At 63.9% G+C, this 25,950-nt stretch carries 26 protein-coding genes; 16 read left to right on the top strand and 10 right to left on the bottom strand.

Annotated features, from left to right (window positions below):
- Positions 1–28: 28 nt before the first annotated feature.
- Positions 29–1,450 carry a hypothetical protein gene (locus VNH11_24490; GenBank protein ID HVA49548.1) on the bottom strand — a complete coding sequence of 474 codons (1,422 nt, stop codon included), beginning with the start codon at positions 1,448–1,450 and terminating at the stop codon, positions 29–31.
- Positions 1,451–2,160: 710 nt separating this feature from the next.
- Between VNH11_24490 and VNH11_24485 the strand changes: the two genes are divergently transcribed.
- The 9 genes from VNH11_24485 (at position 2,161) to VNH11_24445 (ending at position 10,575) form a co-directional block, all read left to right on the top strand.
- Entirely contained in the window at positions 2,161–3,828 is a 1,668-nt protein-coding gene (locus VNH11_24485; protein HVA49547.1) for a sigma-70 family RNA polymerase sigma factor, read from the top strand.
- 280 nt (positions 3,829–4,108) lie between these two features.
- A complete protein-coding gene (locus VNH11_24480) occupies positions 4,109–4,357 on the top strand; it encodes an FHA domain-containing protein (GenBank protein ID HVA49546.1) in 249 nt (82 codons plus the stop codon).
- An 8-nt stretch (positions 4,358–4,365) separates the two neighbouring features.
- On the top strand, positions 4,366–5,226 hold the full coding sequence (gene dapF / locus VNH11_24475) for a diaminopimelate epimerase (protein HVA49545.1): 861 nt from the start codon (positions 4,366–4,368) through the stop codon (positions 5,224–5,226).
- Positions 5,198–5,968 (top strand): lysophospholipid acyltransferase family protein, encoded by a 771-nt coding sequence (locus VNH11_24470; protein HVA49544.1) that lies wholly within the window; start codon positions 5,198–5,200, stop codon positions 5,966–5,968. The genes dapF and VNH11_24470 overlap by 29 nt, the downstream gene beginning before the upstream one ends.
- A 94-nt stretch (positions 5,969–6,062) precedes the next feature.
- Positions 6,063–6,602, top strand: coding sequence for a DUF2760 domain-containing protein (locus VNH11_24465; GenBank protein ID HVA49543.1), 540 nt, complete (start codon positions 6,063–6,065; stop codon positions 6,600–6,602).
- Positions 6,599–8,389, top strand: a complete 1,791-nt coding sequence (locus VNH11_24460) for an Hsp70 family protein (protein HVA49542.1) — start codon at positions 6,599–6,601, stop codon at positions 8,387–8,389. Before VNH11_24465 ends, VNH11_24460 begins: the two co-directional genes overlap by 4 nt.
- A gap of 122 nt (positions 8,390–8,511) precedes the next feature.
- Positions 8,512–9,237 (top strand): NIPSNAP family protein, encoded by a 726-nt coding sequence (locus VNH11_24455; protein HVA49541.1) that lies wholly within the window; start codon positions 8,512–8,514, stop codon positions 9,235–9,237.
- A 108-nt stretch (positions 9,238–9,345) separates the two neighbouring features.
- The gene (locus VNH11_24450; GenBank protein HVA49540.1) at positions 9,346–9,612 is read left to right on the top strand and encodes a hypothetical protein; all 267 of its coding nucleotides are present in this window, start codon (positions 9,346–9,348) and stop codon (positions 9,610–9,612) included.
- Between the two features lie 780 nt (positions 9,613–10,392).
- Positions 10,393–10,575 (top strand): hypothetical protein, encoded by a 183-nt coding sequence (locus VNH11_24445; GenBank protein HVA49539.1) that lies wholly within the window; start codon positions 10,393–10,395, stop codon positions 10,573–10,575.
- 16 nt (positions 10,576–10,591) lie between these two features.
- On the opposite strand, the gene VNH11_24440 is transcribed toward VNH11_24445, so the two are convergent.
- Positions 10,592–11,050 carry a PilZ domain-containing protein gene (locus VNH11_24440; protein HVA49538.1) on the bottom strand — a complete coding sequence of 153 codons (459 nt, stop codon included), beginning with the start codon at positions 11,048–11,050 and terminating at the stop codon, positions 10,592–10,594.
- 284 nt (positions 11,051–11,334) lie between these two features.
- Between VNH11_24440 and VNH11_24435 the strand changes: the two genes are divergently transcribed.
- Complete coding sequence (locus VNH11_24435) at positions 11,335–12,267, top strand: GGDEF domain-containing protein (protein HVA49537.1); 933 nt, start codon at positions 11,335–11,337, stop codon at positions 12,265–12,267.
- Positions 12,268–12,317: 50 nt separating this feature from the next.
- Here the strand turns inward: VNH11_24435 and VNH11_24430 are convergent, their stop codons facing one another.
- Together VNH11_24430 and VNH11_24425 are read right to left on the bottom strand one after the other, a co-directional pair.
- Positions 12,318–12,578 carry a DUF4339 domain-containing protein gene (locus tag VNH11_24430; GenBank protein HVA49536.1) on the bottom strand — a complete coding sequence of 87 codons (261 nt, stop codon included), beginning with the start codon at positions 12,576–12,578 and terminating at the stop codon, positions 12,318–12,320.
- Between the two features lie 40 nt (positions 12,579–12,618).
- Positions 12,619–13,380: a YdcF family protein gene (locus VNH11_24425; protein HVA49535.1), complete on the bottom strand. Its 762-nt coding sequence runs from the start codon at positions 13,378–13,380 to the stop codon at positions 12,619–12,621.
- A gap of 102 nt (positions 13,381–13,482) precedes the next feature.
- On the opposite strand from VNH11_24425, the gene VNH11_24420 reads away from it, so the two are divergent.
- Positions 13,483–14,421, top strand: coding sequence for an SDR family oxidoreductase (locus VNH11_24420; GenBank protein HVA49534.1), 939 nt, complete (start codon positions 13,483–13,485; stop codon positions 14,419–14,421).
- 82 nt (positions 14,422–14,503) lie between these two features.
- Complete coding sequence (locus VNH11_24415) at positions 14,504–15,169, top strand: FHA domain-containing protein (protein ID HVA49533.1); 666 nt, start codon at positions 14,504–14,506, stop codon at positions 15,167–15,169.
- A 10-nt stretch (positions 15,170–15,179) separates the two neighbouring features.
- On the opposite strand, the gene VNH11_24410 is transcribed toward VNH11_24415, so the two are convergent.
- Entirely contained in the window at positions 15,180–16,724 is a 1,545-nt protein-coding gene (locus VNH11_24410; GenBank protein HVA49532.1) for a protein kinase, read from the bottom strand.
- A gap of 487 nt (positions 16,725–17,211) precedes the next feature.
- Here VNH11_24410 and VNH11_24405 point away from each other — a divergent pair, with 487 nt between their 5' ends.
- A complete protein-coding gene (locus tag VNH11_24405) occupies positions 17,212–17,400 on the top strand; it encodes a hypothetical protein (protein ID HVA49531.1) in 189 nt (62 codons plus the stop codon).
- A gap of 92 nt (positions 17,401–17,492) precedes the next feature.
- Here VNH11_24405 and VNH11_24400 read toward each other — a convergent pair whose 3' ends face one another.
- Positions 17,493–18,962 carry an ATP-binding protein gene (locus VNH11_24400; GenBank protein ID HVA49530.1) on the bottom strand — a complete coding sequence of 490 codons (1,470 nt, stop codon included), beginning with the start codon at positions 18,960–18,962 and terminating at the stop codon, positions 17,493–17,495.
- Positions 18,963–19,707: 745 nt separating this feature from the next.
- Complete coding sequence (locus VNH11_24395; protein ID HVA49529.1) at positions 19,708–20,508, bottom strand: Mur ligase family protein; 801 nt, start codon at positions 20,506–20,508, stop codon at positions 19,708–19,710.
- A 357-nt stretch (positions 20,509–20,865) separates the two neighbouring features.
- On the opposite strand from VNH11_24395, the gene VNH11_24390 reads away from it, so the two are divergent.
- Positions 20,866–21,219 carry a hypothetical protein gene (locus VNH11_24390; GenBank protein HVA49528.1) on the top strand — a complete coding sequence of 118 codons (354 nt, stop codon included), beginning with the start codon at positions 20,866–20,868 and terminating at the stop codon, positions 21,217–21,219.
- Positions 21,220–21,314: 95 nt separating this feature from the next.
- Here the strand turns inward: VNH11_24390 and VNH11_24385 are convergent, their stop codons facing one another.
- Complete coding sequence (locus tag VNH11_24385) at positions 21,315–21,854, bottom strand: hypothetical protein (protein HVA49527.1); 540 nt, start codon at positions 21,852–21,854, stop codon at positions 21,315–21,317.
- 24 nt (positions 21,855–21,878) lie between these two features.
- Positions 21,879–22,547 carry a hypothetical protein gene (locus tag VNH11_24380; protein ID HVA49526.1) on the bottom strand — a complete coding sequence of 223 codons (669 nt, stop codon included), beginning with the start codon at positions 22,545–22,547 and terminating at the stop codon, positions 21,879–21,881.
- A 125-nt stretch (positions 22,548–22,672) separates the two neighbouring features.
- Between VNH11_24380 and rfbB the strand changes: the two genes are divergently transcribed.
- Both rfbB and rfbA read left to right on the top strand, forming a co-directional pair.
- A complete protein-coding gene (rfbB, locus tag VNH11_24375; GenBank protein ID HVA49525.1) occupies positions 22,673–23,737 on the top strand; it encodes a dTDP-glucose 4,6-dehydratase in 1,065 nt (354 codons plus the stop codon).
- Positions 23,738–23,740: 3 nt separating this feature from the next.
- On the top strand, positions 23,741–24,631 hold the full coding sequence (gene rfbA, locus VNH11_24370; GenBank protein ID HVA49524.1) for a glucose-1-phosphate thymidylyltransferase RfbA: 891 nt from the start codon (positions 23,741–23,743) through the stop codon (positions 24,629–24,631).
- A 79-nt stretch (positions 24,632–24,710) separates the two neighbouring features.
- Here rfbA and VNH11_24365 read toward each other — a convergent pair whose 3' ends face one another.
- Positions 24,711–25,466 carry a DUF4058 family protein gene (locus tag VNH11_24365; protein HVA49523.1) on the bottom strand — a complete coding sequence of 252 codons (756 nt, stop codon included), beginning with the start codon at positions 25,464–25,466 and terminating at the stop codon, positions 24,711–24,713.
- Positions 25,467–25,950 lie beyond the last annotated feature (484 nt).

Raw genomic sequence — 25,950 nt, 5'->3', positions numbered from 1 at the left:
ACTCGGCCGAATGGGGAGAATCGGCTGTCTATCGCGTCGCCGTTGGGCCACCACGTGGCTGGCTCGCGGAGCGAGCGGGAGGGCGGCGAGCGGCGGGCGTCGGCGCGGCCGACTTGCGGCTGCGCGCGAACTCGATCGTGCCCGCCAGCGCCTCGTCGGCATCGCCTAAACGCTCCACCAAATCCGACTCGACCGTGAAGGCGAACACGGCCTGATGCCCTTCGCGGTCCGAGATCAGATAATAGTGCCACTGAATCGGCAAATCCGACACGCGGCCCTCGGCCACCACGCGATAAATGCGATGGCCCAGAGAGTTCGTGGCATCGCTGGCCTCCGCGAACCGCTCAAAGCTGTCGCCCAGCGACTGCTCCAGATCGTGCTGAAAGGTGGCCAGGGTCGGTCCTTTGCCCGGCTCAACGTCGGCCAACGACGAGATGTTGCACTGGGCCACCAACTCGCCGCGGTCGAGATAGCGCAGGGCCAAGAGGTCTCCCGCGTCGGTCATCAGATGCCAATCGCGACTGTGATAGATATGGAACTTTTTCGTGGGCGATTCGCAGGCCAGCGCCAATAACTCCGGCCGGGGATCGAGCGGCAGCCTGGCCAGCGCGGCCTCGCTCAGCTCGCCGTCGTCGTCGGCCGGCGCCAAAGCCAATTGCAGCTTGGCCACCACGTCCAGGCCAGTATTGACCAGCCCAATGGCCCGCTTTTCTTTGATCAGCAACCCAAGTCCGGTGACGCGACGCTCGTTCATGTCGAAGCGATATTTGGCCTTCACTTCGATTTCCGTGGCCACGCCCGCCACGGCGCCGAGCACGCGGCCGACCAGTTCAAGCCGGGCACGGCCGCCCGCCACTTCCTTCAACTCGCTCTCCAGGCTGTTCTGGCTGACCGCGTCGAGGCCCAGCAGTTCCCCGACCAGCACGTCGCCATGTCGCCAATGGTCGCCAACGCGTGCCGGCCGATCGGGCAACAAACGGTCCAAAAGCAGGCTATTGGCCGGCAGGTCGACCAGATCCAGCTCGTCGCGGGTCAATGCGCCGGTCGGGCTGAACAGTGCGACCTGGCCGTTTGCCTCGTCGGCCACGATCAACCGCCTGGCGTCGCGCAACCTCGGCTCGATGCCACCGGCGTCGATCTTTATAGCGGCTTTCGCCTGGCGATAGTAGCGCACGCCGCGAAGGCCGGCATTTTTGAGGCCCGCGCGAACCGGCAGCCACTTCTCGTCGTAAACAAGCTGTGCGGATACGCTCATCTTGAGCGTGCGGGTTTTGCCCTCGTCGGCCAGCTTCACATCACCGCCCACGTCAAGTTGCACTTCCACACGAGCCATCTGGCCATCGGCCGGTCTGGGTCGAAGGTCGTGCGTGCCATCGGCGGCAAGTCCATGTGACGACAAGGCGAACAAAGTCAACAGCGAATGAACGATTGGGACGCGGCTTTCGGGCATGCGATGGCTCCGGTCAGATTGCCTGGCATCTCCGGCTACATCGGCCGCAAAAAGGGTAGAATTGAATTGAAAGCTGCGACGCGGCCGTGTCGCTGCCGAACCGCCCCAGACGAGCGAGTGTCTCAGAATAAGACACAGGTCATGTCCAGAACGCGACAACAGGCGCGCGCCGCCTTCGATGGTTCGCTTTGACGGGCGGGCTGTCGCGAGCGGGCGCCGCTGAGCGTCCGGCTGCCATAACCGGCGATGGCGGTTGTACGGCGCGCGACACGGTCGTCCTTTTGCCGCTAGTTCGATTTGCGAGCGGAAACTGTTCAATACCAAGGCGTTGTGATATAAAGAGCGGGTCGTTTCGGTGCCCGAAGCGCAAGAATCTCGGCAGTCTGAGCGAACATCTTTAGTCCACGAGACACTTATTTGCGTAGAAGTTGTGGTTAGCCAAGGGCGAGAATTCAGGCCCCGAACGGGAATTTTGGCCCTTGACTTCTCATTGGTCCGCTTTTAGCTGCGCTACATGCCCAAGGGGTGGCAGCCAATGCAAAGTGGCAGGCGGGCCCAAGCGGGGAAAAAGATAGCTGTAAGACTGCGGCAAGTCGGCCGGTATTACTTGAGGGGAAAAGAGAGAAACGAGAGCGGGTAAGGAACAGAGTCAGGGCCACGGCGAGCGCACGTCGCAGGGAACGCCGCGAAACTGGATGGAGATTCAAAACATGCACCGAGATTACATCAATTCCACGATTCGCGAGCTTTGCGACCAACAGGTGCGCTATGCGCCTCGCGAGAAGAAGGTCGAGCAGGCCAATCGCGCCGAGCGATTGCTGGCGGAACTCGATCCCAAGCGGACCTACACCTACGAGTATCTCTGCTTCCGCATCACCGACTTCCGCCCCGACTCGCCGGTTGCGGCGAAGATGTCGGGTGACGACGCCAAGCACGACCTGCGGCTCTTCGTCGAGGACGTGTCGGACGCCGCCAATCTTCCCGCCGACGCGGTGGGAGAGAAGGTACTGACCGTTGAAGAGTTGAGCCAGCAGTTCAAAGTCTCGACCAAGACGATCTCGCGTTGGCGGCAGCAGGGCCTGGTGAGCCGGCGATTCATGTTCGACGGCCGCAAGCGTCTCGGCTTTTTGCAGAGCTCGGTCGACCGCTTCGTGAAGAAGAACGAGCAGCGGGTCAGCCGCGGTGCGCGATTCAGCCAGCTTAGCGAAGATGAGCGGATGAACATCGTCGAGCGTGCCCGACGTCTGGCCCGTGCCGGCGGTCAGCCCGCCGAAGTCACTCGTCGCCTGGCGGAGCGGATGGGTCGCAGCGTCGAAACGATCCGCTACACGCTCAAGGCGTTCGATGCCGAGCATCCCGAATTGGCGGTGTTCCCGGAAAACAGCGGCCCGCTCTCGGACGAGACCAAGCGGCGGATCGACCAGCAGTATCGCCGCGGCGTTTCCGTTGATGCCCTGGCCAAGGAATATGGCCGCACGAAGACGAGCATCTATCGCATCCTGAACGAGATGCGGGCGGCGCGGATCATGGAGCTGCCGCTGGATTACATCGACAACGACCTGTTTCGCAAGGCCAACGCCGACGCGGTCTGCCTGGGCGAGATGCCCGAAGCCCCCGGCCCGGCCAAAAAGGGCCGGCTGCCCACCGGCTTGCCCCCCTATTTGGCCAGCCTGTACGAAGTCAGCCTGTTGACCCGCGAGCAAGAAGTCTACTTGTTCCGCAAGTTCAACTTTCTGAAGCATAAGGCCAGCAAACTGCGTGAAGAGCTCGACCCGACGCGGCCCAAGAGCGGCCTGATGGACCAGATCGAGCAGCTTTATGAAGAAGCCGTGGCGGTGAAGAACCTGCTCATTCGCTCCAATTTGCGGTTGGTGGTTTCGATCGCCAAACGGCACGTGGGGCCGGTCGACAACTTCTTCGAGTTGGTCAGCGACGGCAATATGTCGCTGATGCGGGCAGTGGAAAAATTCGATTTCGGCCGCGGCAACAAGTTCAGCACTTATGCAAGCTGGGCCATTATGAAGAATTTTGCCCGGACCATTCCCGACGAGCTGCGGCGGCGCGACCGGTTCCGCACCAGCAACGAAGAGATGTTTTCGGCCACGGAAGACGTGCGTACCGACCAGTACGAGCAAGAGCACGCCCAGGAGCAGCGCGAGCAGCAGATCGGCAAAATCCTGGAGCGGCTTGACGACCGCGAGCAGAAGATCATCATCAGCCGTTTCGGGCTGGTGCGCGGACAAGAACCGTTGACGCTCAAGGAAGTGGGAGCGGAAATGGGCGTCACCAAAGAGCGCGTGCGTCAGATCGAGGCGCGAGCTTTGAGCAAGCTCCGCAAGGCGGCCCAGGAAGAAAAGATCGAGATTCCCGGACTGTGATCGAACAGCGCTTGGGGTGTTTCGCGTCCCGGCGTAACGTAGGCGTCACGCTCCGCCGTGATGGAACGGCGGATGCCATGGCCCCGGCTCGGAACCAAGAGGCTAAGAGGCTCGGAACCAAGACATCCTTTGTTCTATCTCGCGATTGGCTTGGGTTGGATCGGTTGCAGTCGTCCGCCTGCGTGGCTCCCTGTGTTCTACCGCGCCGTTGGCGTGGGACCGAATCTTTTCGACTTGTCACCGGGGATTCGCTCTCTCCGAGGGAGAATATCTCCGCTTTGTGCCGTCAACAGGCACGCGGGTGAAGGTGGTCGACCTCAACAGCCGCAACGGCACCTTCATCGACGAGACGCGCATCGAATCGGCCGAACTTCGCCCGTCGCAGCGATTGCGGCTGGGCGAGGTGTCGTTCATGCTCCTCGAAGTGAGTCGCCCATCGTCGAACGCCCTTCATTACTGCATTTGCTCCGCGACGCCAAACCCTTTAAGATCGGGCGTTTACAGAAAGACGGTCGGTTCCAGCCGATGAATCACAGCATGCGTTTCACCAAGATGCAAGGGGCGGGCAACGACTATGTCTATGTTGACTGCTTCGTCGAGCCGCTGCCTCCCGACCCGGCCGCCTTGGCCGTGGCCATTTCCGCCCGCCATTTTGGCGTGGGCGGCGATGGCCTGATCTTGATTTGCCCGTCGAACGAGGCCGATGCGCGGATGCGCATGTTCAACGCCGACGGCTCGGAATCGGAAATGTGCGGCAACGGGGTGCGGTGCGTGGCGAAATACGTCTACGACCACGGGCTCTCGAAAAAAAAGACGCTGGCCATCGAAACCGGGCGGGGCGTGCTGACACTCGACCTGGAACTGGCCGACGGGCTGGTCGAACGGGTCCGCGTCGACATGGGGCGGCCGATTCTCAAGGCGGCCGAGATACCGACCAGCTTGCCGGGCGACCCGGTTGTGCGGGCGGCACTGCACGTTGCCGGCCGCGACATGCAAGTTACCTGCGTGTCGATGGGCAATCCGCATTGCGTCACCTACGTCGATCGGCTTACCGACGAGTGGGTGCTGGGCATCGGGCCGAAGATCGAGGTCGATCCGCACTTTCCGCGGCGCGTGAATGCCGAGTTTGTGGAGGTGATTTCGCCCGGCGAGGTGCGGATGCGCGTCTGGGAGCGTGGTTCGGGCGAAACGTTGGCCTGCGGCACGGGGGCCAGCGCGGTCTGTGTGGCCGGCGTGTTGGCGGGCGTCACGGGCCGCAAGCTGCTGGCCCACTTGCCCGGCGGCGATTTGGAGCTTGACTGGGCCGACAACGACCATGTGTATCTGACCGGGCCGGCGGTCGAAGTGTTTTCCGGGGAATGGACGCCACATGAAAATTCGCAACCCGCTCGCCGTTAAGTTCGCCGGACTGTTGGCGACCTCGGCCATTCGCGGCTGGATGTCGACGCTGGATTACCGCGTCGCCTATTACGATCCGGCGGTCGACCCCGTACACCCGGACTGCTCGGGCCGGAAGATTTACATTTTCTGGCACGAGTACATTCTGATTCCGCTGGTGATGCGCGGGCACTGCAACTTGGCGATGCTGCTGAGCCGGCACCGCGACGCCGAGATCCTGAGCCGCGTGGCGTACCACTTCGGCTTCGAGTGCGTGCGCGGTTCGACCCGCCGGGGCGGCGCGGCCGCGCTGCGAGAGTTGCTGGCCAAAAGCCAGCGCATGAACCTGACGATCACGCCCGACGGTCCGAAAGGACCGCGGCGGGTGCTGGCACCGGGACCGGTATATCTGGCCTCGAAGCTGCAAATGCCGCTGGTGCTGTTGGGCCTGGGCTACGACCGCCCTTGGCGCGTGCGGAGTTGGGACAAGTTTGCCGTGCCGCGTCCGTTTTCGCGTGCCCGCGGCGTGGTGAGTCCCGAGATTCAGTTGCCGCCCGACCTCGACCGCGACGGCCTGGAGCATTACCGCCTGCAGGTCGAGCGGCTGTTGAACCGCCTGACGCTGGAAGCCGAAGCCTGGGCCGAGTCGGGCAGCCGAAAAATTGACGACAGCCCCGTCCGCCGCGAGCATCCCAGGCCCGGCGGCAACGCGCAGGCAGCGTACGACCTGGCGCCGCCCCTGCGGATGTTTGAGGCCGCGTAAGAACCCGAATGTGCAAGCAAACCTTGCCAATTGACAATTCGGGGGTCTACGGGTTCGATTACGGGATTGCCCCTTTCCGGCACGAGGTAACACTGTGGGACGAATCGGTCTGGCTTTCCGTCTGTTTTTCCGCGTCCTGCTCGACGCCGCGCTGGCCGAACGCCTGCGGCCGTTGCTCGCTCAGGCCGCGCCGGCCCCTGCGGCAGCGGTCGCCGCGCCGAAGATCGCGGCGAAGCCCAAACCTGCCCCCGCCCGCAGCGATGCGCTGAACCTCTTGGCCATGCTGCAACGCGAAGCCCGCCTGGTCGATTTCCTTCAGGAGCCGATCGCCGGATACAGCGACGAACAGATCGGGGCCGCGGTGCGCGACGTCCACCGCGATTGCGCCGCCCTGCTCGAACGGGTGTTCGCGCTCAAGCCGGTCCGCGAGGAGGCTGAAGGAACCCCCGTCGAGCTGTCGGGCGATTTCGACGCCGCGCGCTATCGCCTGGCGGGCCGCGTGCCGGAGCAGCCGCCGTTTCGCGGTACGCTGGCCCATCATGGCTGGCAAGCCACGCGGTGCGCGCTCGCCGAATGGACCGGCACGCAAGACGCCGCCTTGGTGATCGCACCGGCCGTGTTGGAGGTGGCATGACCGCGAAATACGTTGTGGGCATCGACTTGGGCACCACCAACAGCGCGCTGGCTTATTGCGCCCTGGAGGCCGATGAGCCGCGCGTGGAACTGCTGCCCGTGCCGCAGCTTGTGGCGCCGGCCACTGTGGAAGAGCGGCCGCTGTTGCCGTCGTTCATGTACCTGGGCACCGACGCCGACGCCAAGGCCAAGAACTTCGATTTGCCCTGGGAGAAGAAGCGCGAATACGCGGTGGGCGAGCTGGCCCGGCGGCAATCGGCCGAGGTACCCACGCGCACCGTGGCGGCCGCCAAGAGTTGGCTCTGTCACAGCCGCGTCGACCGGCACCAGGCCATCTTGCCCTGGAACGCGCCGGCCGATGTGCCCAAAGTCTCGCCGGTGGAAGCCTCCAGGCGTTACCTGGCGCATCTGGCATCGGCCTGGCAGGCGGCCTTTCGCGGCGCGCCGCTGGCCGAGCAGTATGTGGTGCTCACCGTGCCCGCCTCGTTCGATCCGGCCGCCCGCGAGTTGACGCGCGAAGCGGCCCTGGCCGCCGGCCTGCCCGAAAACGTGGTGCTGCTGGAAGAGCCGCAGGCGGCCGTGTATGCCTGGCTGGCCGATCAAGGCGATCGTTGGCGAAAGCAAATGAAGGTCGGCGACCGCTTGCTGGTCTGCGACGTGGGAGGCGGAACGACCGATTTCACGTTGGTGGGCGTTACCGAAGAGTCGGGCGAGCTGGCCTTGGAGCGGCTGGCCGTGGGCAACCACATCCTGGTCGGCGGCGACAACATGGATCTGGCCCTGGCTCACTTCGCGGCGGCGGCCTTCCAAGAAAAGGGCGTGCAGCTCGACCCCTGGCAATCGGTGGCCCTGTGGCACTCCTGCCGCAATGCCAAAGAAACCCTGCTCGCCGTTGACGGACCCAAAAAGCATCCCATCGCCGTGCTGGGCCGCGGCAGCAAGCTGATAAAAGGAACCGTGTCAGTCGAGGTCGAGCGCGAGGCGGCCGGCACGCTATTGGCCGACGGCTTCTTTCCGCAATGTGGGCTGGAAGATGGCCCGGCGCCGCGGCGGGCCAGCGGATTCCGCGAGCTGGGGCTGCCGTTCGAATCGGACACGGCCATCACGCGCCACCTGGCGGCCTTCCTGCGGTCGCAAGGCGAAGGCGGCCGGGCGGTGCGGCCGACGCACGTGCTCTTCAACGGCGGCGTGTTCAAGTCGACCTTGCTGCGCGAGCAGCTGTTCGGCGTGATGGCGAGCTGGTTCGCCGACCAATCGCCGCCGCAGGGCATGGCCGGCAACCAGGATCTCGACTATGCCGTGGCCCGCGGCGCCGCCTACTACGGCTTCGCCAAGCAGCGCAAGGCGGTGCGGATTCGCGGCGGGACGGCGCGGTCGTACTACGTGGGCATTGAAACGGCGGGGCTGGCCATCCCCGGAGCGCCGCGGCCGTTGCGGGCACTGTGCGTCGTGCCCTTCGGCATGGAAGAAGGCACAGAGACCGACGTGGCCAGCGACGAGATCGGCCTGATCGTCGGCGAGCCGGCGCAGTTCCGCTTCTTCAGTTCCGCGGTGCGTAAAGAAGACCGGCCGGGCACGCTGCTCAGCTCCTGGACCGAAGCCGAACTGGTGGAAACCGATCCGCTCACGGCCACGCTGCCGGCGGGCGAAGACACGGAAGAAGGCTATGCACCGGTGAAGTTCCACTCGAAGATCACCGAGTTGGGGATGTTCGAACTGTGGTGTCAGAGCACGATCTCCGATCACCGCTGGAAGCTGGAATTCAGCGTGCGCGAAGAAGGGGCGTAGCACGCGGCCGAACCGTGGCGGCGGCCCGCGCCAGCGGCTACAATCGGGCAAACCGCACGCCAATGCTTCAGGGAGACGCCTTCATGCTTTTGTGCCGCACGTTGCTATGGGGATGGGTCGCTATGCTCGCCACCACGCTTTCCGCCGCCGAGACCGATCCACGCGTGTTCGAAATGCGCACCTATTGGGCGGCGCCGGGCAAGCTCGACGCTCTGCACGCCCGGTTTCGCGATCACACGACGAAAATCTTCGAGAAGCACGGCATGACCAACGTGGGCTACTGGGTGCCGCTGGAGAACCCCGACAACAAGTTGATCTATTTTCTGGCGTACACAAGCCGCGAGGCCGGCGAGCAGGCCTGGAAGGCGTTCGTCGCCGACCCCGAATGGCAGCGAGCGCAGCGTGAAAGCGAGGTCAACGGCAAGCTGGTTGAAAAGGTCGAGTCGCGTTTCTTGCGGGCCACCGACTACTCGCCCGCCATCAAGCCCTCGACCGACGGCAATCGCATTTTCGAGCTGCGCATCTACACGACGACGCCCGGCAACTTGGGCGCGCTCGCCGACCGCTTCCGAAATCACACGATGAAGCTGTTTGCCAAGCACGGCATGACGAACATCGCTTATTGGACGGTGCTTCCCGACCAGCAAGGCTCGGGCCGCACGCTGGTCTACATTCTGGCGCACGCCAGCAAGGCCGCGGCCGAAAAATCGTTCGCCGGCTTTCGCACCGACCCTGACTGGATCGCGGCCCGCGAAGCGTCGGAAGACAAAGCGGGCGGGCCGCTCACGGAAAAAGACGGCGTGAAATCGCTGTTCATGCAGGCCACCGATTATTCGCCGCTCCGGTAGCGGATTCAGCTTTATGGCGTATTGCGTCTGACTCCCGGCGCTTTATGATTATCGGATGCTGCGGACGGCCAGGGCAGCCCGCGAGCGAAAGAAGAAACAGGCAGCGCTATGAGTACCAACCGGATTGCCAGCTTGTTGCCGCCGCGCGACGGCGGTGACACGCTTGTCAGGAGCATGCCGCGGGCCACGCAGGTGGCGCGGCCGCGCTTCTCGTGCGGAAGTCGTGTCCGCGTGGGGAGCGGCGTGTTTGCCGGAGTCGAAGGGACGGTGGCCTCGTATTGCTCCGGCTCCCGGCTGATCATCGACGTCGAGATCAATATCCAAGGCGTCACTCTCGAAATCGACGAGCGGCTGCTGGAACCGCTCATCTCCTGAGCCAAGCTCGCCCAGGCGGGGCGTCCGCACAAGTTTTCCACAGGCTTGCCGTCAGACGCCGTAGCCCATTTCCAAGGGCCGAGCCAACATTCAGCTTCTGTTTGCGGCGGATTCTGCTTGCATGAGCGGGCCGGCTATCTTATATTGGCCGCGTCCTTGCGAATTCGTGGCGACGACTGCTGACCGCGGTGGAGGGCTGTCCGGGTTCTCTGCCGCCGAAAAATGAGTTTTAATTTCGGCGAGGCTTTGGTCACCGGATGACCTGTAACGGCACCCACACTCGTGTTGGCTTGGTCCCGATCGGGAGACCGCAGCGCAGGGCGCGCACCGCGAATACTCCTCTCTTGATCTTGTGCGCAATGAAGGCGCGAGCCGCAAGGGGCCCTGCCGGCGCCGGCTCGTCGCGGCGCGCAACCCAAAGCGACCTAGGCGGGCAGGCCCTTGCGCCAACACGAGGGTTCGCTCGCTCGATTCCAGAGCGACCAAGCCCCCAGGTCCACGTATGGGGAGCAACTTGGCTACGGAAATCCCAACCCTTTTACTGAGAACAGCTTGTCTATGGAACGGCAACCGCTGACATTCGGCGACCTCGCATATCGACTGGCCCCGGCAGCCGCGCCACGCGCGCGCTGCTGTGCGCCCTTGATCGCATCCATCGCTCCTCATCGCGACGCAGCGAGGCTGGGCCAGGCCGCGTCGGAGCCGCAATCCCCCGCCGCAAGACCTGCCAGAAAGCCTACTTGGGCCATTCTCCACAGCATCTCCGATTGGCAGGTCCGGATGATCCATGCCCAACCGTTGCGGGCGCTGCAGATGGACGTCGAAATCGACTCGCCCGGAGGCGAAACGCTCCGGTTTGTGCTCTCCATCGGCCGCTCCAAGAAAATCGGCGAGCTTTATGAAACGTCGGCGGAAGTGGTCCGTAGCGGCTGGCACAACTCGCCCTGTCCTGCGGCATCCTGACTGGCAGCCGTCGCCATCAGTCGTCGAGCCGGGAGACGAACTTCGCTGCGATCTCGTAAAACAGACCGACCGGAGTGCATCGCAGCACTTCCGCCAGTACGCGGAGCTTGTCACCCGAGGCCGATTTGATTTCCAAGGCCAAGAACCCTTCGGAGACGCGCCGGGTATGGTACATGGCGATCCCACTGCTGGAGATGTCGCGCGTCAAGGCGATGAACGCGTCGCCCGCTTTTTTCAGCGAGGCATCGACCGGCACCCCGGCCACCGGCAGACTCACCGCATACCGCGGCTCGCGTCGCAGCTCGGGCCCGACGTAATACTCGGCCCCGCGTACGATTCTGCGTACGAACGCGGCGATCGCCGCCGGCGGGCGCAGGAGCTTCTCCGTTTCGAACTCGGAGATGCGGTCCAGCGCGTCGAGGGTGTCCTTTTCCGGCGTCAGCGGGGGCGGTTGCTTCTCGGTTCCCGGCAACATCGGTCGGTCCGCATGGAGCTTGGGACTAGGTACCACTAACAAGAGTGTAGCTCGCTTCCCGCCGCGCGGAGGTTGCCGGTTCAACGCCGCCGTGCGGCCCTGACCGTTGTAATCGCTACGGGCGGAAACACGGCAACGTGCCGAGGTCCCAGCCTCCCAGGCATAACCTACAGTTCGGTTAACGCTGACGAGTGGGCATCGCGTCCGAGAGGGCGAGTCGGCGCGGTTTGGCGACGAGCCATCGGACGTTCGAAAATGCGACGAGGGGCCCTACGAAAGGGCCGATGCTTGACATGATCATCGCGGTGCTGGCGTCTATCGTCGTCATTCAAAGCGTCCTTTTGGCCGCCGCGCTGGGCTACTGCCGGTTCGGTGTTTCAAAACCGTCCTCCGGCGACGAGCAATCCGACGCCGTCAAGTCGCGCGACGGGCTGTTGGGTGATTATCAGGGCGTCCTGAGCGACACGCTGGCGCGGGTCGGCATCGAAGGCGCGAACATCGCGGATATGGGCGCGCAACTCACCGAGCGCGAGAACGACATGACGGCCGTGCTCAGGACGGAGCTGACGGCCCGAGTCAACGAGCTCGTCGAAGCCAACAGCGGTCTCCGTCGCGATCTCGCTTCGGCCCAGGAGCGGCTGGCAGTCCAGTGCGCCACGCTCCAGCGGTTGTCGGCCGAATCCCGCCACGATTGCCTCACCCAATTGCCGAACCGCCGCGCATTCGAGGAGCGTCTCGTCGAACTCTTCGGGCGTCACCAACGCTACGGCGAAGAGTTCGTGATGGTGATCTTCGACGTCGACAAATTCAAGTCGTTCAACGACAATTACGGTCACGCCGCGGGCGACGCCGTACTGGCAGCCATCGCCAAGGTGGTCTCCGAGCGGCGCCGCAGCACGGATTTCGTGGCCCGTATCGGCGGCGAAGAGTTCGCCCTTCTGCTGACGCACACGACGCTCGGAAAGGCCGAGCAGTGCGTCGCGGGGTATCGCAAGGCGATTGAGTTTACGACGGTGCAGACCAACGGCCAACGGTTGTGCGTCACGGCCAGCTTCGGCGCCGCGGAGGTGCTGCCCGGTGAGAACGCCTGCGATCTGAAAGAGCGGGCCGACCGGGCGCTCTATGCGGCGAAGGATTCCGGCCGCAATTGCGCGCGGTTCCACGACGGGACCGGCATCGCTGCTTCCTGCGCCGAACCAGCGGTCGCCGCGCCGTAAGGCGGGCGCCACCTCGGCGCAGACCGGTCCGCTTCTGACGCGCGGCTGGCCTACGGCGTGGAAACGTCGAAATCGAAATCGTCGTCGGCCGGCTTGGGCGGCGTTGCGGCATCGACTTCGAAATCGGTCGAGTCGGTCGCGGAGGGCGCAATGAACAGACCCTCGACGTCCGCGGCCACGCGCCAGCCGCCACTTGCCTGCCGCACGCGGTCCTTCGGCCGCAGCGTGCCGCGCGACGCCCACTCGCGGAGTTGGTCCCACGACAAGGGGCCGAGCTCCGTGAACAGCACTTCACAGTACCAGTTTTCCATCGTGGACATCCTGAACGACGACGAACGCTTTGACCTCAGTTTACATTCTGCCTTGCAGCCAATACCAGACCACCCCCAGCCATTCATGCATCACGCGCTCGCTGCCGCGTGCCGCGCCCGAGCTGGGCAGAAAACGGCCTGGCGACCAGTCGGACTTGCCGGTGATGAAACGGCAGGGGGCCTCGGTCACTTCCAGGCCGACGTGGCGGAAGCAGGCGGCGGCCCGCGGCATGTGCAGCGCGTCGGTGACCAATACAATCCGTCGCCGCCCCAGACGCTCGAGCACGCGCCGGCTCTCGACGGCATTCTCATAGGTGGTCGTCGAACGGTCTTCCACAAGGAGGTCGTCGGAGTTGACGCCCAGCCGCACGAGAAACTCCCGCATCACCTCCGCCACGGGGGGCGCACCGTCCTCGGGAGCGACGGTCCCGCCGCTGACGACGACGAGGCATGGTTTGCCGCGATAGAGTTCCGCCGCGCTCAGGCAGCGGTAGAGCGTGTCTTCGCCAGGCAGGGCGCGCGGCTGCTTGGCCGTCGGCGGCAAAATCCCTCCCGACAGGACCACCATCGCCGCCGTGTCGGCGGGCAACACCGTCAGCGGAACGGTTTGAGCTTCCAAGCTGGCGAAGCCCAGGTCGCTGACGGCGGGAATCGACGGCAACAGCAATCCGGCCACGGCCGCCAGCAGCACCCGCGGAGCCCAGCGACTCGCTCGCCGCCGCCAGGCCCAGACTGCGCTGAACGCCACGACGATCAGCAACAGCGTGTAAGGGCGCAACAGCTCATTGAGGAGTCGGTACATGTGCGGGCTCTTCCCTTCAGTCTAGCAGCCCCGCCTGGCGAGCGGCATCCGGTCTGCCCAACAACGTTTGACAGCGCAAAGAGCCGGCGTACACTTTCCCGTATGCGAACATTCCTGGTTACCGGCGGTGCCGGCTTCATCGGTTCTCATATCGCTGCGGCCCTGGTCGAGCGCGGAGATCGGGTCCGCGTGCTCGATAACCTCAGCACCGGTCATCGCGAGAACTTGCCCGCCGGCGGCGATCGGGTGGAGTTTCTGCACGGCGATCTGAACGACCGCGAGTTGGTGGCCCGCGCCGTGGCGGGCGTCGACTGCGTTTTCCACCAGGCCGCCCTGGCCTCGGTCCCGCGCAGCGTCGAAGCCCCGCTGGACACCAATGCGGCCTGTGTGACGGGCACCGTGGCGCTGCTCGATGCCGCCCGACGAGCGGGCGTGCGGCGCGTGGTTTACGCCGGCTCCAGCAGCGCCTATGGCGAACAGGTCAAGTCGCCGAAGTCGGAGGGCGATCTTCCGGCTCCCATCTCGCCCTACGGCGCGGCCAAGCTGGCGGGCGAGTATTATTGCCAGGCGTTCACCGCCACCTACGGACTGGAAACGGTGGTTCTCCGTTACTTCAACGTCTTCGGGCCCCGGCAGGATCCCAACAGCCCCTATTCGGCCGTGATTCCGCTGTTCATCACGGCATTGCTGGCAGGCCGGCGTCCGACGGTCTTCGGGGACGGGCATCAGTCGCGGGATTTCACCTATGTTGACAATGTGGTGCAAGGGAACCTTTGCGCGGCGGATGCGGCGGGAGCCAGCGGCCGCGTGTTCAACGTGGCCAATGGCCGCTCCACCAGCTTGCTCGATCTGCTGGCCGAGTTGAACCGCCTGCTCGGCACGGCGGTGGAACCGCTCCACGCGCCGCCCCGCGCCGGTGACATTCGCGAGAGCCTGGCCGATATCCGCGCCGCGCAAAGCATCCTTGGCTATCAGCCCCGCGTCGGCTTTCAGGAAGGCCTGCAGCGGTCGCTGGCTTATTACCGGCAAATCGTCGGCTAGCTTGCCATGTCCCCACTTTTAGGTATACTGGCGGGCGCGTTCGAGGTTGCTGTTTCACCGGAATTTGGCGGCGGGAATACGCGTGCCAGAAGTCAAAGCCACTCCACCCACCGCCAGCGCGTCCTTGATTCTGACCAATCACCCCACGGGCGGCTGGTGCCACGCGATCGAAGAGCGCGCTAAGGTGATTGGCCGGGCCGACGACGTCGACATCCCGGTACCCGCGCAGTTCCGGTCGGTCTCGCGCAAACACGCCGAAGTTTGGCGCGATCATCGCGGTTTCTGGATCCGCGATCTTGGCTCGCGCGTGGGGACCCGCATCAACCTGGTGTGGGTCGATCGGCTTCCCCAGGTCAAGCTCGTGCCGGGCGACCTGATCAACCTGGGAGGCAACGTGGAGATTCAGGTCGTCGCGGGGCAGCTCGCCGACGAATCTCCTAGGGAGGAGGACGATTTGCTGAGCGGCTTGCCCAGCGACGACCCGACGATCGGCCTGGTGCCCCAGGCCAGCCGGCGGCAGGTGCTCTGCGAACATATCTCGCCGGCCGAACTCGAGTTGATGGTCTGGATCAGCCGGGGCTACCTGGACAACGAGGAGTTGGGCCGTTTCCTGCACCGCAGCCCGCACACGGTCCGCACGCAGATCAACAGCATCCTGCGCAAGCTGGGCCTGCACAGCCGCGGAGACATTGTCGGCTGGTTGAAGCGTCCTGCGCAGAGCGGCAAATCGCCCTCCGGGAAAGCCTGAATCATCCGGGCTAAGCCGTCGCCGGGCCCCCGCGTCGGCCGGGCCTGGCGCTGCCGGCGGCGGCCACCGCATCGACGGCGCAAACGGCCACAATCCAAAGCCGGGTCGAGCCGATGCGGATCTGATCGCCGCTGTTCAGCTCGCAGGTCGTGGCACTTAGCCCGTTCACATAGGTGCCGTTCTGGCTTCCCAGATCCTCGATCTGCCAGCCTCCGTTGCGCCAGGCAAACTGGCAGTGGCGTCGCGACACCTGGACATCGCGGACGCGGATATGGCAGTCGCGCCCCCGGCCCACGACGACCGTGTCCTGCTCGCGCATGACGGACGTCTGCGGCGGCCCCTGCAGCGACTCGCGCAGCAGCCGCCATTCCAGCGGCGTCTGCACCGTCACCGGCGGCGCGGGCGGGAGCACCACCGTCTCGGGTTCGCGACCACGGATGCGCAAAATCGGCGGCCACGGTTCCGCCGGTGATGGTGCCGCGGGATTGGCCACGGCTGCCGTCGGCGACTCAGCCCCTTTCGACCGCGCAAAAGCCGCCAGCTCGCCGGCGACCTCGTCGGCCGAAGCAGGACGGTTTTCGGGCCGACGCGCCAGCATCGCCTCGATGATTTGCTCGATGCGCGGCGGTATGTCGCGGCGGAATTGCCGGACGCGCAAGGGAGGTTGCTTCATCCTGGCCTTCAGACGCTCCTCAAGCGTCGCTCCCGTCCAGGGCAGTTCGTTGCTCAATAGCTTGAAAAGCGTGCAACCCAGGCTGAAAATGTCCGAGCGGGGATCGGCGCCGTGGCCGTCTTCGATCTGCTCCGGCGACATATAGTTGGGCGTGCCGAGCAGGGTTCCCAGCGCGGTGAGTTGCGTCTGCGACGACAACGCCTCGTTGTACTTGATATTGGCGGCTCCCAGGTCGGCGACCTTGACGTGCGGCGTCTCGCGGCCGGAGGCGCCGACGGCCAAAACATTGCTGGGCTTGATGTCGCGATGCACGAGACCTCGCTGGTGAATGTGCCCCAACCCCAAGGCGGCCTGCCGGGCGGCCTCGCAGCACCAGTCGATCGGCAGCGACCCGCAGCGCTTCAGCCAGCGGGACAGGTCGTCGCCGTTGACGAACTCCATGATCAGTACGCCGCGGCCGTCGAAACACTTGCTGCCGTAGCCTGAAACCACGTGCGGGTGGTTGACGCGCACCGAGGCCTCGGTCTCCCGGCGGAACCGCGCGGCGGCGTCGCGGACTTGCGACAACGACGTGGGAAACACCTTCAGGGCCACGATTTGGCCGATCGTGGTGTGCTGGGCCTTGTAGACGGCCGCGGCGCCGCCGTGCCCGATCCGCTGCAGGAGCTTGTAGGGGCCCACGAAAAAGGACGTGCGTCCGGCCAGCAACTGCAGCCCCTGCCAGGCCGTCAACAGCCCGAACTCGACCAGGCGGTTGACGTAGGCGGCGTCCGAAAGACTTGCCAGGCCGGCCACTTCGACTTGCGCCTCGGAGAGTTCGCGGTCGGACAGCAGTCGGCTCTGTTCGATTTGCTCGACGATCGAAGAGGTGCGGCGTGCCATACGTTAGCTCCAGTCCACGCTGCCGGACCCGCTCGGCAGCCCATGTGCCTGGCCCCTATCGTAGGGTGGGACCAGCGAGCTTGCGAGCGCCGGCCCACCGATGGTCGGTTTCCTCCGTGGTGGGCCGGCGCTCGCAAGCTCGCTCCCACCCGTCCCACCCTGCACTCACCCCGAACCAGTCAATCGACGGCTGACAGAGCGCAAGCTAGCGAGCATTTGCTTATCGTAGCCGCGATTTCCGCAAGGTCAAGGAAATTCCGTACTCCTCGCCAAGTTCCCTGAGCATCGGGCGGAGATGGATAGATTTGCAGTCCGGACCGAACGTCGTCGGCCGACGAGCTGCTGAGCATGGAAGACAACCGGTCGACCGCTGCCTTGCACCAGAAATCCGCCGCCCGACGGCAGGCGAAGTATCCCGCCGGCATGCGCGGTCAGCCGGCCCTCGAATTGGACGGCGCCGCATGGCTCAACACCGACGCCCGAAGCCGTGCGCGAACACTGCAAGCAGCAGGGGCTTGTGTTTCCCATTGTCGTCGACCATCCGGACGGGCGAATCGTCAACGCCTACCGGCAACTCGGTCTTCAAGGCTATCTCGACTACATGCTGATCGGACCGGACGGGAATATCTTGGAGAACGGTTGTGGTCGCGGTCGGCGGCCGGCGTCGCCCGGATGACTCACCGGCCCGCGCCCGGCTTCGTGAGAATTGGACTTTTTCCATCTTCCCGGTTCACTTTAAGGGCTTTGACCGGAAATGACGGTCTGCGCTCAATTCAAGCCGAGTGTTAGCGTACTCAAATCCTGTGGAAGGATGTCGTGGTCGGTCAGGAACGCCCGTTGTTCGGCGTCCAAGACAGGTGAGATGCCAACGAACTGCTTCGTCCACCCCTGATATTTGGGCATCGTTCGAAGAAAACGCTCAACGTGCCGCTTAAAGTTGTTCACGTCGGCCATCAGCCTCTTGGGGGACCGTTTGCACGAGCCGAAGCGAATGGATTCGGTCGTTTCATTGAAGGCCACAAGATCAATCTCGGTGTCGGCCTTGTCCCAGAATCCTTGCACTCGATGCGTGATCGGAAAATCGCCAATTCCCTTGCGGCTCCGTTCCTCGTAAAGTTGGCCGGCCAGTTTCTCCAGTGAGCCACCTTCGACAGCTTCGAGTCGCTGATCGGCTTCATCAATCAGATCGTCAAGTGGTCGAAACGCGATCGCAGAAACGGGATTCGCCAAGGCCGCCAGCCACGAACGGAGAAAATTGTCGGTGACATAGTAGCGGCTGCGCTTCGCTTCTGGTTTGGCGAACACCGGCAACTTGCGTTCGATCAGCCCGAATCGCTCGATGAGAACCTTCAAATAGCCGCCGACTTGCGTGTCGGCGGTCCCGCTGGCCTCTCGAATTGCTTGAACCAATTCCTTGTGCCTTCGCCCCGGATTGCGGGCCACGAACTTCAAGACCACATCGTACCGGCCACGCAGTTCACGCAGAAACCAGTTCTCAGCTTCCGACCGAAGCGGCGACGAACTTTCAAAGAAGATGCGGCGCAGCAGAGTCTTTCGTTCGGCGGCAAGCACATCTTGCTCGTAACAGTCACGGTAGAACTTGGGAACTCCCTCGAAGAGGTTCCAAAGGAACAGCAGACGCTCTGGGGTCGGCTCAGCATGATCTTGAAGGATGGACAGAATCGAGCCGATGTCGAGATGGGTGAGGTGGATGGCATCGGTGACTCGGTTGTAGAGCGGAGCCGTTCGACCTTCGAGTAAGGCAACCATCTCCGTGTGGATGGAGCCAAGGACGAGCAACCCGCCTCGAACCTGTTCTGCCTTCGCTGCCAGCCGATCCACGCTTGCCTGCAAGTACGAGCAGAACTCCTCGTACCCCTTGCGATTGAAGTATTGGAACTCGTCAAGGATGAGGATGTAGCCGCCTTCAGCCATTGCCTCCAGCAACTTCGCAAGTTGTAGAAGGTCGTTTGGGCGGGGATGCCGGTCGACAGGTACTTGGAATGTTTCCAAGGCGTCGTTCACTGCGGAGAGGACACCGGCTGGCTCAGAATCGGGTATCTGAACGTAGAACACGGGCTGCTTGCTGCCGAGTTCCTTCATTGCTTGTTGAATGAGCGTCGTCTTGCCGATCCGGCGACGACCCGTGACCTTGGCAAAGAACCAGCGTTTCCGGTCGAGCATTCGCTCCAAATCCGCAAGCTGCTCCCTTCGTCCGTAGAACTTCCAATCGGCCATACTATTTCCGTGAGATAAAGCAGTTTTACCAAAAAGAGATAAAGCCACCTTACCTTAGCTGTTTTCATAACGCAAGCGACTATCCCTAAATGCCTTGAGACATGGATGACTTCCACAATCAACCCAGCCTTAGCCCCGAAATCAACACCGAAGATGCGCAACTGCGGAGAGGCTTGCGACGGGAAGGCACGCAGTCGCTTCCGGCTCGATCCGCCGAAATCAACCCATTATGGGTGATTCTGCGACGAATCTGTCGCAGAACCACCCGATAGAGGCGTCAAAACACTTCGTCGCGGTCGGCGGCCGGCGTCGCCCGGATGATTCACCGGTTTCCCAGCGGGCGGCTTGGCGCGGGCCGCTTGGGCTTTCTCCGGCAAGGCTAAGTATCTTCGCGCGCAACTGCCATCCGTGGTTTCGCCGCCCACTCCCAGGTGCGAACCCTGTCAACGAAAAGGTGCGCGACACGGGACAGGCGCCTTTCGCCTAATGCCGCCGTCCGAGAGGGCGTCGGTGCGCCCTCTCGGAGGCAGCGGTGTTCCCTGAGCAACCGGAGCGGCGGCGAGCGCCGCTCCGGTGCTCAGTCAATGAAGCTCCATCGCGAAGCACTTGCCGGAGCGGCCGACCCAGAGACCGCTGGCCCGACAAGCTTATGCTCCAACCCAGGAGGGAGGGTAGCGCTTGGGTTCCCGCAAACCCGCACGCTGACGATGGAGCTTCTCACATGGTTCCTTTCCTTGGTTCTCATTCACGCTGCCCGCTTCGTCCGATCGCGTTCCAGTCCTTCCAGGCGTGCGGGGATGCGCTCGATGGCTTCCAGCCCACGCACGATCGCCGGCAGATCGATGCCGTACACCAGCCCCACCGCCGCCGCCACCAGGCAGCTGACGACGTTCTCTTTGCCCGTCAGCCGCGTCCGCACGGGGACGGTTTCGTTCTCGATCGAGAGCAGAAACGTCTGCTCGCCGGCAAACCGCTCGACGACCTCGGCCGTCACCTCCGCCGGTCGCGTCATGCCCACCGTGAGCACCGGCCCGTCGATTCGCGCCAGCACGCTTTCGGCCGCCGGGTCGTCGATGTTGACGATGGCAAACCCCTCGGGCGCCAGGCAGTCGAGCAGGTCGGCCGCCGTCCGCTCGTCTCGCCTCGGCCGCGGGCCAAAGCCGTTTCCAAGGCCCGCATCGGTGACGCAGGCCACGTCCAGCTCGATGTTGGCCAGGAGCTGTCCGGCCAACGCGTCGTGGGCAAGTTCCAAGACGGCGTGCGAGCAGCGATTGGCGACCATCTTCGCCATCCACTGGGCGAGCGAATCGGGCGAGGGCGTGCCGTCCGGGGCGGTGCGCCAGCGGCAGCCGTCGAAGTAACCCAGTCTGCCCAGCACTCCGGTGGCGCAGCCACCGGCCGCCAGCACGCCGGGAATCAAATAGCTGGTGGTCGTTTGGCCCACGGCGCCGCTCACGCCGATGGTTTTCAGGTGCCGTGAGGGGTGGCCGCCCAAGCTCGGGCAATCTCGGCCGAGAGCGTAGTCGTGATAAGCGGTGCCATCCATGGCCTGCGGCCTCCATGCCACTGTCCAAAAAACTCGCCGTTGAAAGCCTCCGATAGGCCGACCAAGGCGGCGACGCGATGTGCCACTGCGGCACACCCTCACTCTGGCGAAGCGGTTCCGCCGGACGGGTGTGCCGGTTGGTTGAATTGCGGGCGGGATTGTCGCGAATTTCCGCCGCCTGTCAAGGCGGATTCTTGTAACCCGGCGGCCTTCGCTTTTCCTGTGGCTGCGGCGCGGCAACGACGTGGCCGCCTGCGCTCGCCGAGAAATTCGCAAAAAAGTTGCATGCCGGCAGCTTCGTCGTTAGACTGCCACTCAGCTTATTGCGGGGCGCACACATCTTGTGGAGAAAACTCAATGGCGAAGGCGAAGAAAAAGGCGGCCAAGAGGGCCGTCAAGGCACCCAAAAAGGCGGCTGGCAAAAAGGGGACGAAGAAAGCGGCCAAGAAAGCCAAGAAAACGGTCAAGAAGGCCGCGAAAAAAGCGGCCCGCAAGACGGCGCCGGCCAAAAAGGCTGCAAAAGCCCCGGTCAAAAAGGTCAAGAAAGCCCCGGCCCGCAAGCCTGCCATGCGCAAGCCGCCCGCGGCGGCGCCCGCGCCGAGTGTCGCACCGCCCGAACCGATGCCCGCGTCGCCCAGCCCCGCACCCGCGCCGACGTTCGGCGGGAGCATGGAAGGCGTTCCCGCCAGCGAGCCGTGGATGGGCGAGTAGCGACCTTGCTAGCGTCTGGCGAGCGGCACGCGTCAGCGTGCCGGTGGGTCGCTTGCGCAACTGCGGCGCGACCGATCGCACCGGTTTGAGGATTTCTACGGCTTTGCGTCCCTCGCGCCGCGGTCTGCCCGTTTTTCCACCAACCGCTCGCGCAGGCGGATCGGGCCCTGGCAACATTCGCACTGCTTCAGTTCATACATGGCGATCGAGCAGACGTCGCACCAATAGTCGAGTTCGTACTTGCCGTCGGGCTTGAGCCTATAGACCCGCACGACCTGCACCATCGGCGAGCCTTCGTAGCGGCGGACCAGCAATTCGATCTTGATATCGCGCAGGCGCTGGTCGGTGTAAAAGCACCGGCCACGGGCGTCTTTCACAATCGGGTGAAGACGCCCCTCGGCCGTTTCGAGTGCCACGACCGCGTGGGCCGCATCATCGTCGGTCTTGATGTCGAATCGCTCTTTCAGGGCGTCCGCCAGCCAGACGACCTTGCCGCGGAGCGATTCGGTGCTGTATTTCTTGTCCGGCGCCGACGATTCCGCCAAGCAACGCGGCGCCTGCGTGGTGACGGCGAGCACGATCAACCACCGCAGAGCACGACAAAACGTCGCTCGTCTCACATCTCCATCGCCCATAGCCTTACCCTACCGCGGCCCAGCCTATTCGCCTGAATGCCCCACGACCACCAACTCAACCACGATCTGCTTGGCGTTCGCCGCTTTGCCGGCAAAGTCGACGGCCCACAGTTCGCGATCTTCATGATGGACGATGCGCGGAAGGTCCTGGCCGTCTTTGCCGGGCGGCAGCAAGCTGAGAATGGCCGGGTGTGCGGTGCCTGAAGCGTTGGTGCTCTCCTTGAAGAGCGCTTCCTTCTCCAGCACGTTCGCATCGCCGTCGTCGGCCGCCGGCAGCAGCACCACAAAATCGCGCGTGTCCGACGTGCCGACGTGATTGCCGTCCTGCGGCTGCAAGCCGTAGCGCATGGTGTAGGTGCCTTTGCGGATTTTCTGGCCGCGGAAATCGCCGCCGTTGCGGGCAAAGCGAATCGCGCCCAGCAGCTCGCCCACCTCGAACGGATAGTTCACGGCGCCGGTCGGCTCGAAGTCGGCCGCCGTCTGCCACGACTTGGCCGGCCACACCTCGCACAACGTGCGTCCCTGGCCGGTGAGCACCTTGAAGCCGCTCGCCGACAGCCGCTCGGCGATCGCCGGCTTAAGCTCCTCGGCCGGTGGCGGTGCGTCAATCGCTTCGACGCTGTACTCGGCCCCGGCGGCAAGCGATGCCCAGCAAGCAAGCGTCAACGCGGTTGCGGTGGTCAGCATTCTCATGTCGGTGGTTCTCCAGGTGGTCGATGTCGTGCCGCGAAGTCAGGTTCGCTGAATTATAGTTCGCCGGGATCAAAAAGGGCAGAACGCTGGTTTCCCTTCGCCCGCGCGGGTATCATGGCGGTCCTATGAATACCATTCTCGTCACCGGCGGAGCCGGCTTCATCGGCAGTTGCTTCGTGCGCCAATGGCTGTCGGCCGGCGCGGGTCGGCTGGTCGATCTCGACAAACTCACCTATGCCGGAAATCTCGACTCGCTGGCCTCCGTGGCCGACAATCCGCGGCACGTGCTGATCGAAGGCGACATCGCCGATCGCACCCTCGTCGCTCAGTTGTTGGCCGACTTTCAGCCCGACGCGGTCGTCAATTTTGCCGCCGAGTCGCACGTCGACCGATCGATCGAGGGACCGGCGGCGTTCGTGCAGACCAACGTCGTGGGCACGTGCGAATTGCTCGAAGCCTGCCGCGATTATTGGAACAAGCTCGCCGACGCCCGGCGCCAGGCGTTTCGCTTCCTGCACGTCTCGACCGACGAGGTCTATGGATCGCTGGGAAAAACCGGGGCCTTCACCGAAGAAAGCCGCTGCGCCCCCAATTCGCCCTACGCCGCCTCCAAGGCCGCCGCCGATTTCTTTGTGCGGGCCTATCACCACACCTACGGACTGCCGGTGCTCACCACCAACTGCTCGAACAACTACGGGCCGTACCAGTTCCCAGAGAAACTCATTCCGCTGATAATTCTCAACGCCCTGGAAGGCAAGCCGCTGCCGGTCTATGGCGACGGCCAGCAGGTGCGCGATTGGCTGTTCGTGGAAGACCATTGCGAAGCGATTCGCAGCGTGCTGGCGCGCGGCAAGGTCGGCGAGGTCTACAACATCGGCGGCAACTGCGAACGGGCCAATCTCGACGTGGTGCGCACCATCTGCCAGCTCGTCGACCGCCTGCGGCCCGGCCTGCCGCACGCGCCTTGCTCGACTCTCATCACCTACGTGACCGACCGTCCGGGCCACGATCGCCGCTACGCGATCGACGCGGGCAAGATCAAGGCCCAACTCGGCTGGTCGCCGAGACACGACTTTGCCGGCGGACTGGAACAAACCGTGCGCTGGTATCTCGACAACCCCGGCTGGGTCGAGCGCGTGACCAGCGGCGTCTATCAGCGCCAACGGCTGGGACTGATCAAGGAGGGTTAAAACGTGAGCGAGAGCTATCTTCACAAGGGGATCGTGCTGGCCGGCGGGTCGGGCACGCGGCTCTATCCCGTCACGCGATCGGTCAGCAAGCAACTGCTGCCGGTGTATGACAAGCCGATGATCTACTACCCGCTCTCGGCGCTGATGCTGGCGGGCATTCGCGACATTTTGCTGATCACCACGCCGGCCGACGTGGCGGCCTACGAGCGGCTGCTGGGCGACGGCGGCTGGATCGGCGTTTCGGTCCGCTATGCCGTTCAGCCGCGGCCCGAAGGGCTGGCCCAGGCGTTCGTCATCGGCCGCGAGTTTGTGGGGCACGATTCGGTGGCCCTGATCCTGGGCGACAACCTGTTTTACGGCCAGGGCTTTCAGCCGATGCTGGAAGAGGCCGTCAGCCACCGCACCGGAGCCACGGTGTTCGCCTACGCGGTCAAAGATCCGGAGCGTTACGGCGTGGTGGAATTCGACCGCCAGGGCAAGGCCATTTCGATCGAGGAGAAGCCGGCCCACCCCAAGTCGCACCATGCGGTGACGGGGCTTTATTTCTACGACAACCAGGTGCTCGACATTGCGGCCTCGCTCAGGCCTTCGCCCCGCGGCGAGCTGGAGATCACCGACGTCAATCGACACTACCTCGAGCGCGGCGAGCTGCGGGTGCGGAGCTTCACGCGCGGTTTCGCCTGGCTCGACACGGGCACGCACGAGTCGCTGTTGCAGGCCTCGAATTTCATCGAAACGATCGAATTACGGCAGGGTCTCAAAGTCGCCTGTCTGGAGGAGGTGGCCTATCTGAAGGGATACATCACCGCCTCGCAGCTCGAAGCGTTGGCCGCGCCGCTGAAGAACTCTTATGGCGATTACCTCCGCGATCTGCTGGCCAGGGAGGAAGGATGACCGAATTACCCTTGTCATCCGCGAGGAATGGCGACTCCGGGGAAACACACCGGCTTCGATCGAGCACCTCAAAAACCCATTACGGTACGAATTGCCGCGCCCACTCCGCGTCGGCCGTAGACAGCCGAGGCTGGGGCTCTTCCGCGTAGATGTACTTGTCGTAGCGGGCCGCATCGTAGGCCTCATCGAGCGCCCGTTGAAGGTCAAGCTGCGCATTGGGGTCGGCTCCGGAAAGCGGAACGGCAATGACCGGAAGCCGCTGGCGAAGGCTAATCGGCCAGAAGCTCATATTGGGCCGGTGCTCGCATCGGCTCACCAGCGCGTAGTAGTCGCACTTCGGCAGCATCGGGATCGAGGGCCGTTCGCCTCCGCGTAGCAGGCCAATTTCGACCAGGTGGGTCGGGCCCGCCAGAATCTCGTTGCGCTTCGCCAGATATGCCTCGCGGTGTTCCACTCGGTCCTTGTTTCCGGGACTGAGTAGTTCGATCGCCGTGATCACTCGCCGATCGCGACGGTCATGCGCTTCGAGCCACGACTCACGCGCGAACTCCACGGCGGGCATCGTCAACGTCACCGGCGACTCGATCTCCGCCACAGGAACGCCGCGATCTCGCTCGGCGCGCGACGTCACTGCGGCATCCGCACGACCGAAGTACCGTCGCTCATCGGCAGATAGCTCGTGAATATACGGCCGCACTTCGACTTTCACGTAATAGGCCGCTCCAACTTGAGGTTCCAATTGTGCCCGCGCTCGAGTCAGAAACTCATGGTGGAAGTCTTCCCAAGTATCGTTTTGCTCCAAGTAGGGATTCATCCCTGGAAAGGGAGAAGGCATCGTGACGGCTCCAAGTTCGCGACGTAGTTGGTGCATCCCCATTCTATCGCGGACCGCGGCGTTGCGGAACGTTTGCCGCCGGCATCGTCGGCGAGGATGTTCGGCGGCCCTTGGGCCGCCGGGGCAGGACTGGGGACAAGGAGGGCGGACAGAAGCAGGAATAGGAGTACGGCCGAGATCGTGGCGGGGCGTTTCATCGAGATCAGGCTCCGGGGTCGTCGCTGTGCAGCGTTCCCAGTATATCGTCGAGGCGAATAGTGCCGCGAGTCAGGAATCGTCGTGCGAGTTTTCCAACCCCAGCGTGAACAGTTCACAGAGCTTAAGGGAAAGTCCACCAGAAACTAACTCTTCTGGGTGCAAAAACGACAGATCTGTCGTTTTTACACCCGGAAGGGGTAGGAAAACCCTTCGATCGCCTACGCAGTCCGCAGTTCCTCCAGCACCTCCGCAAACGTCTTGAACGCATCTGCTTCGAACAGCACGA

It is taken from the genome of Pirellulales bacterium (genome assembly GCA_035533075.1).
GTDB lineage: Bacteria > Planctomycetota > Planctomycetia > Pirellulales > JAICIG01 > DASSFG01.
Note: the sequence above shows the minus strand (reverse complement) of the source record. Positions and strands in the feature narration are given on the sequence as shown.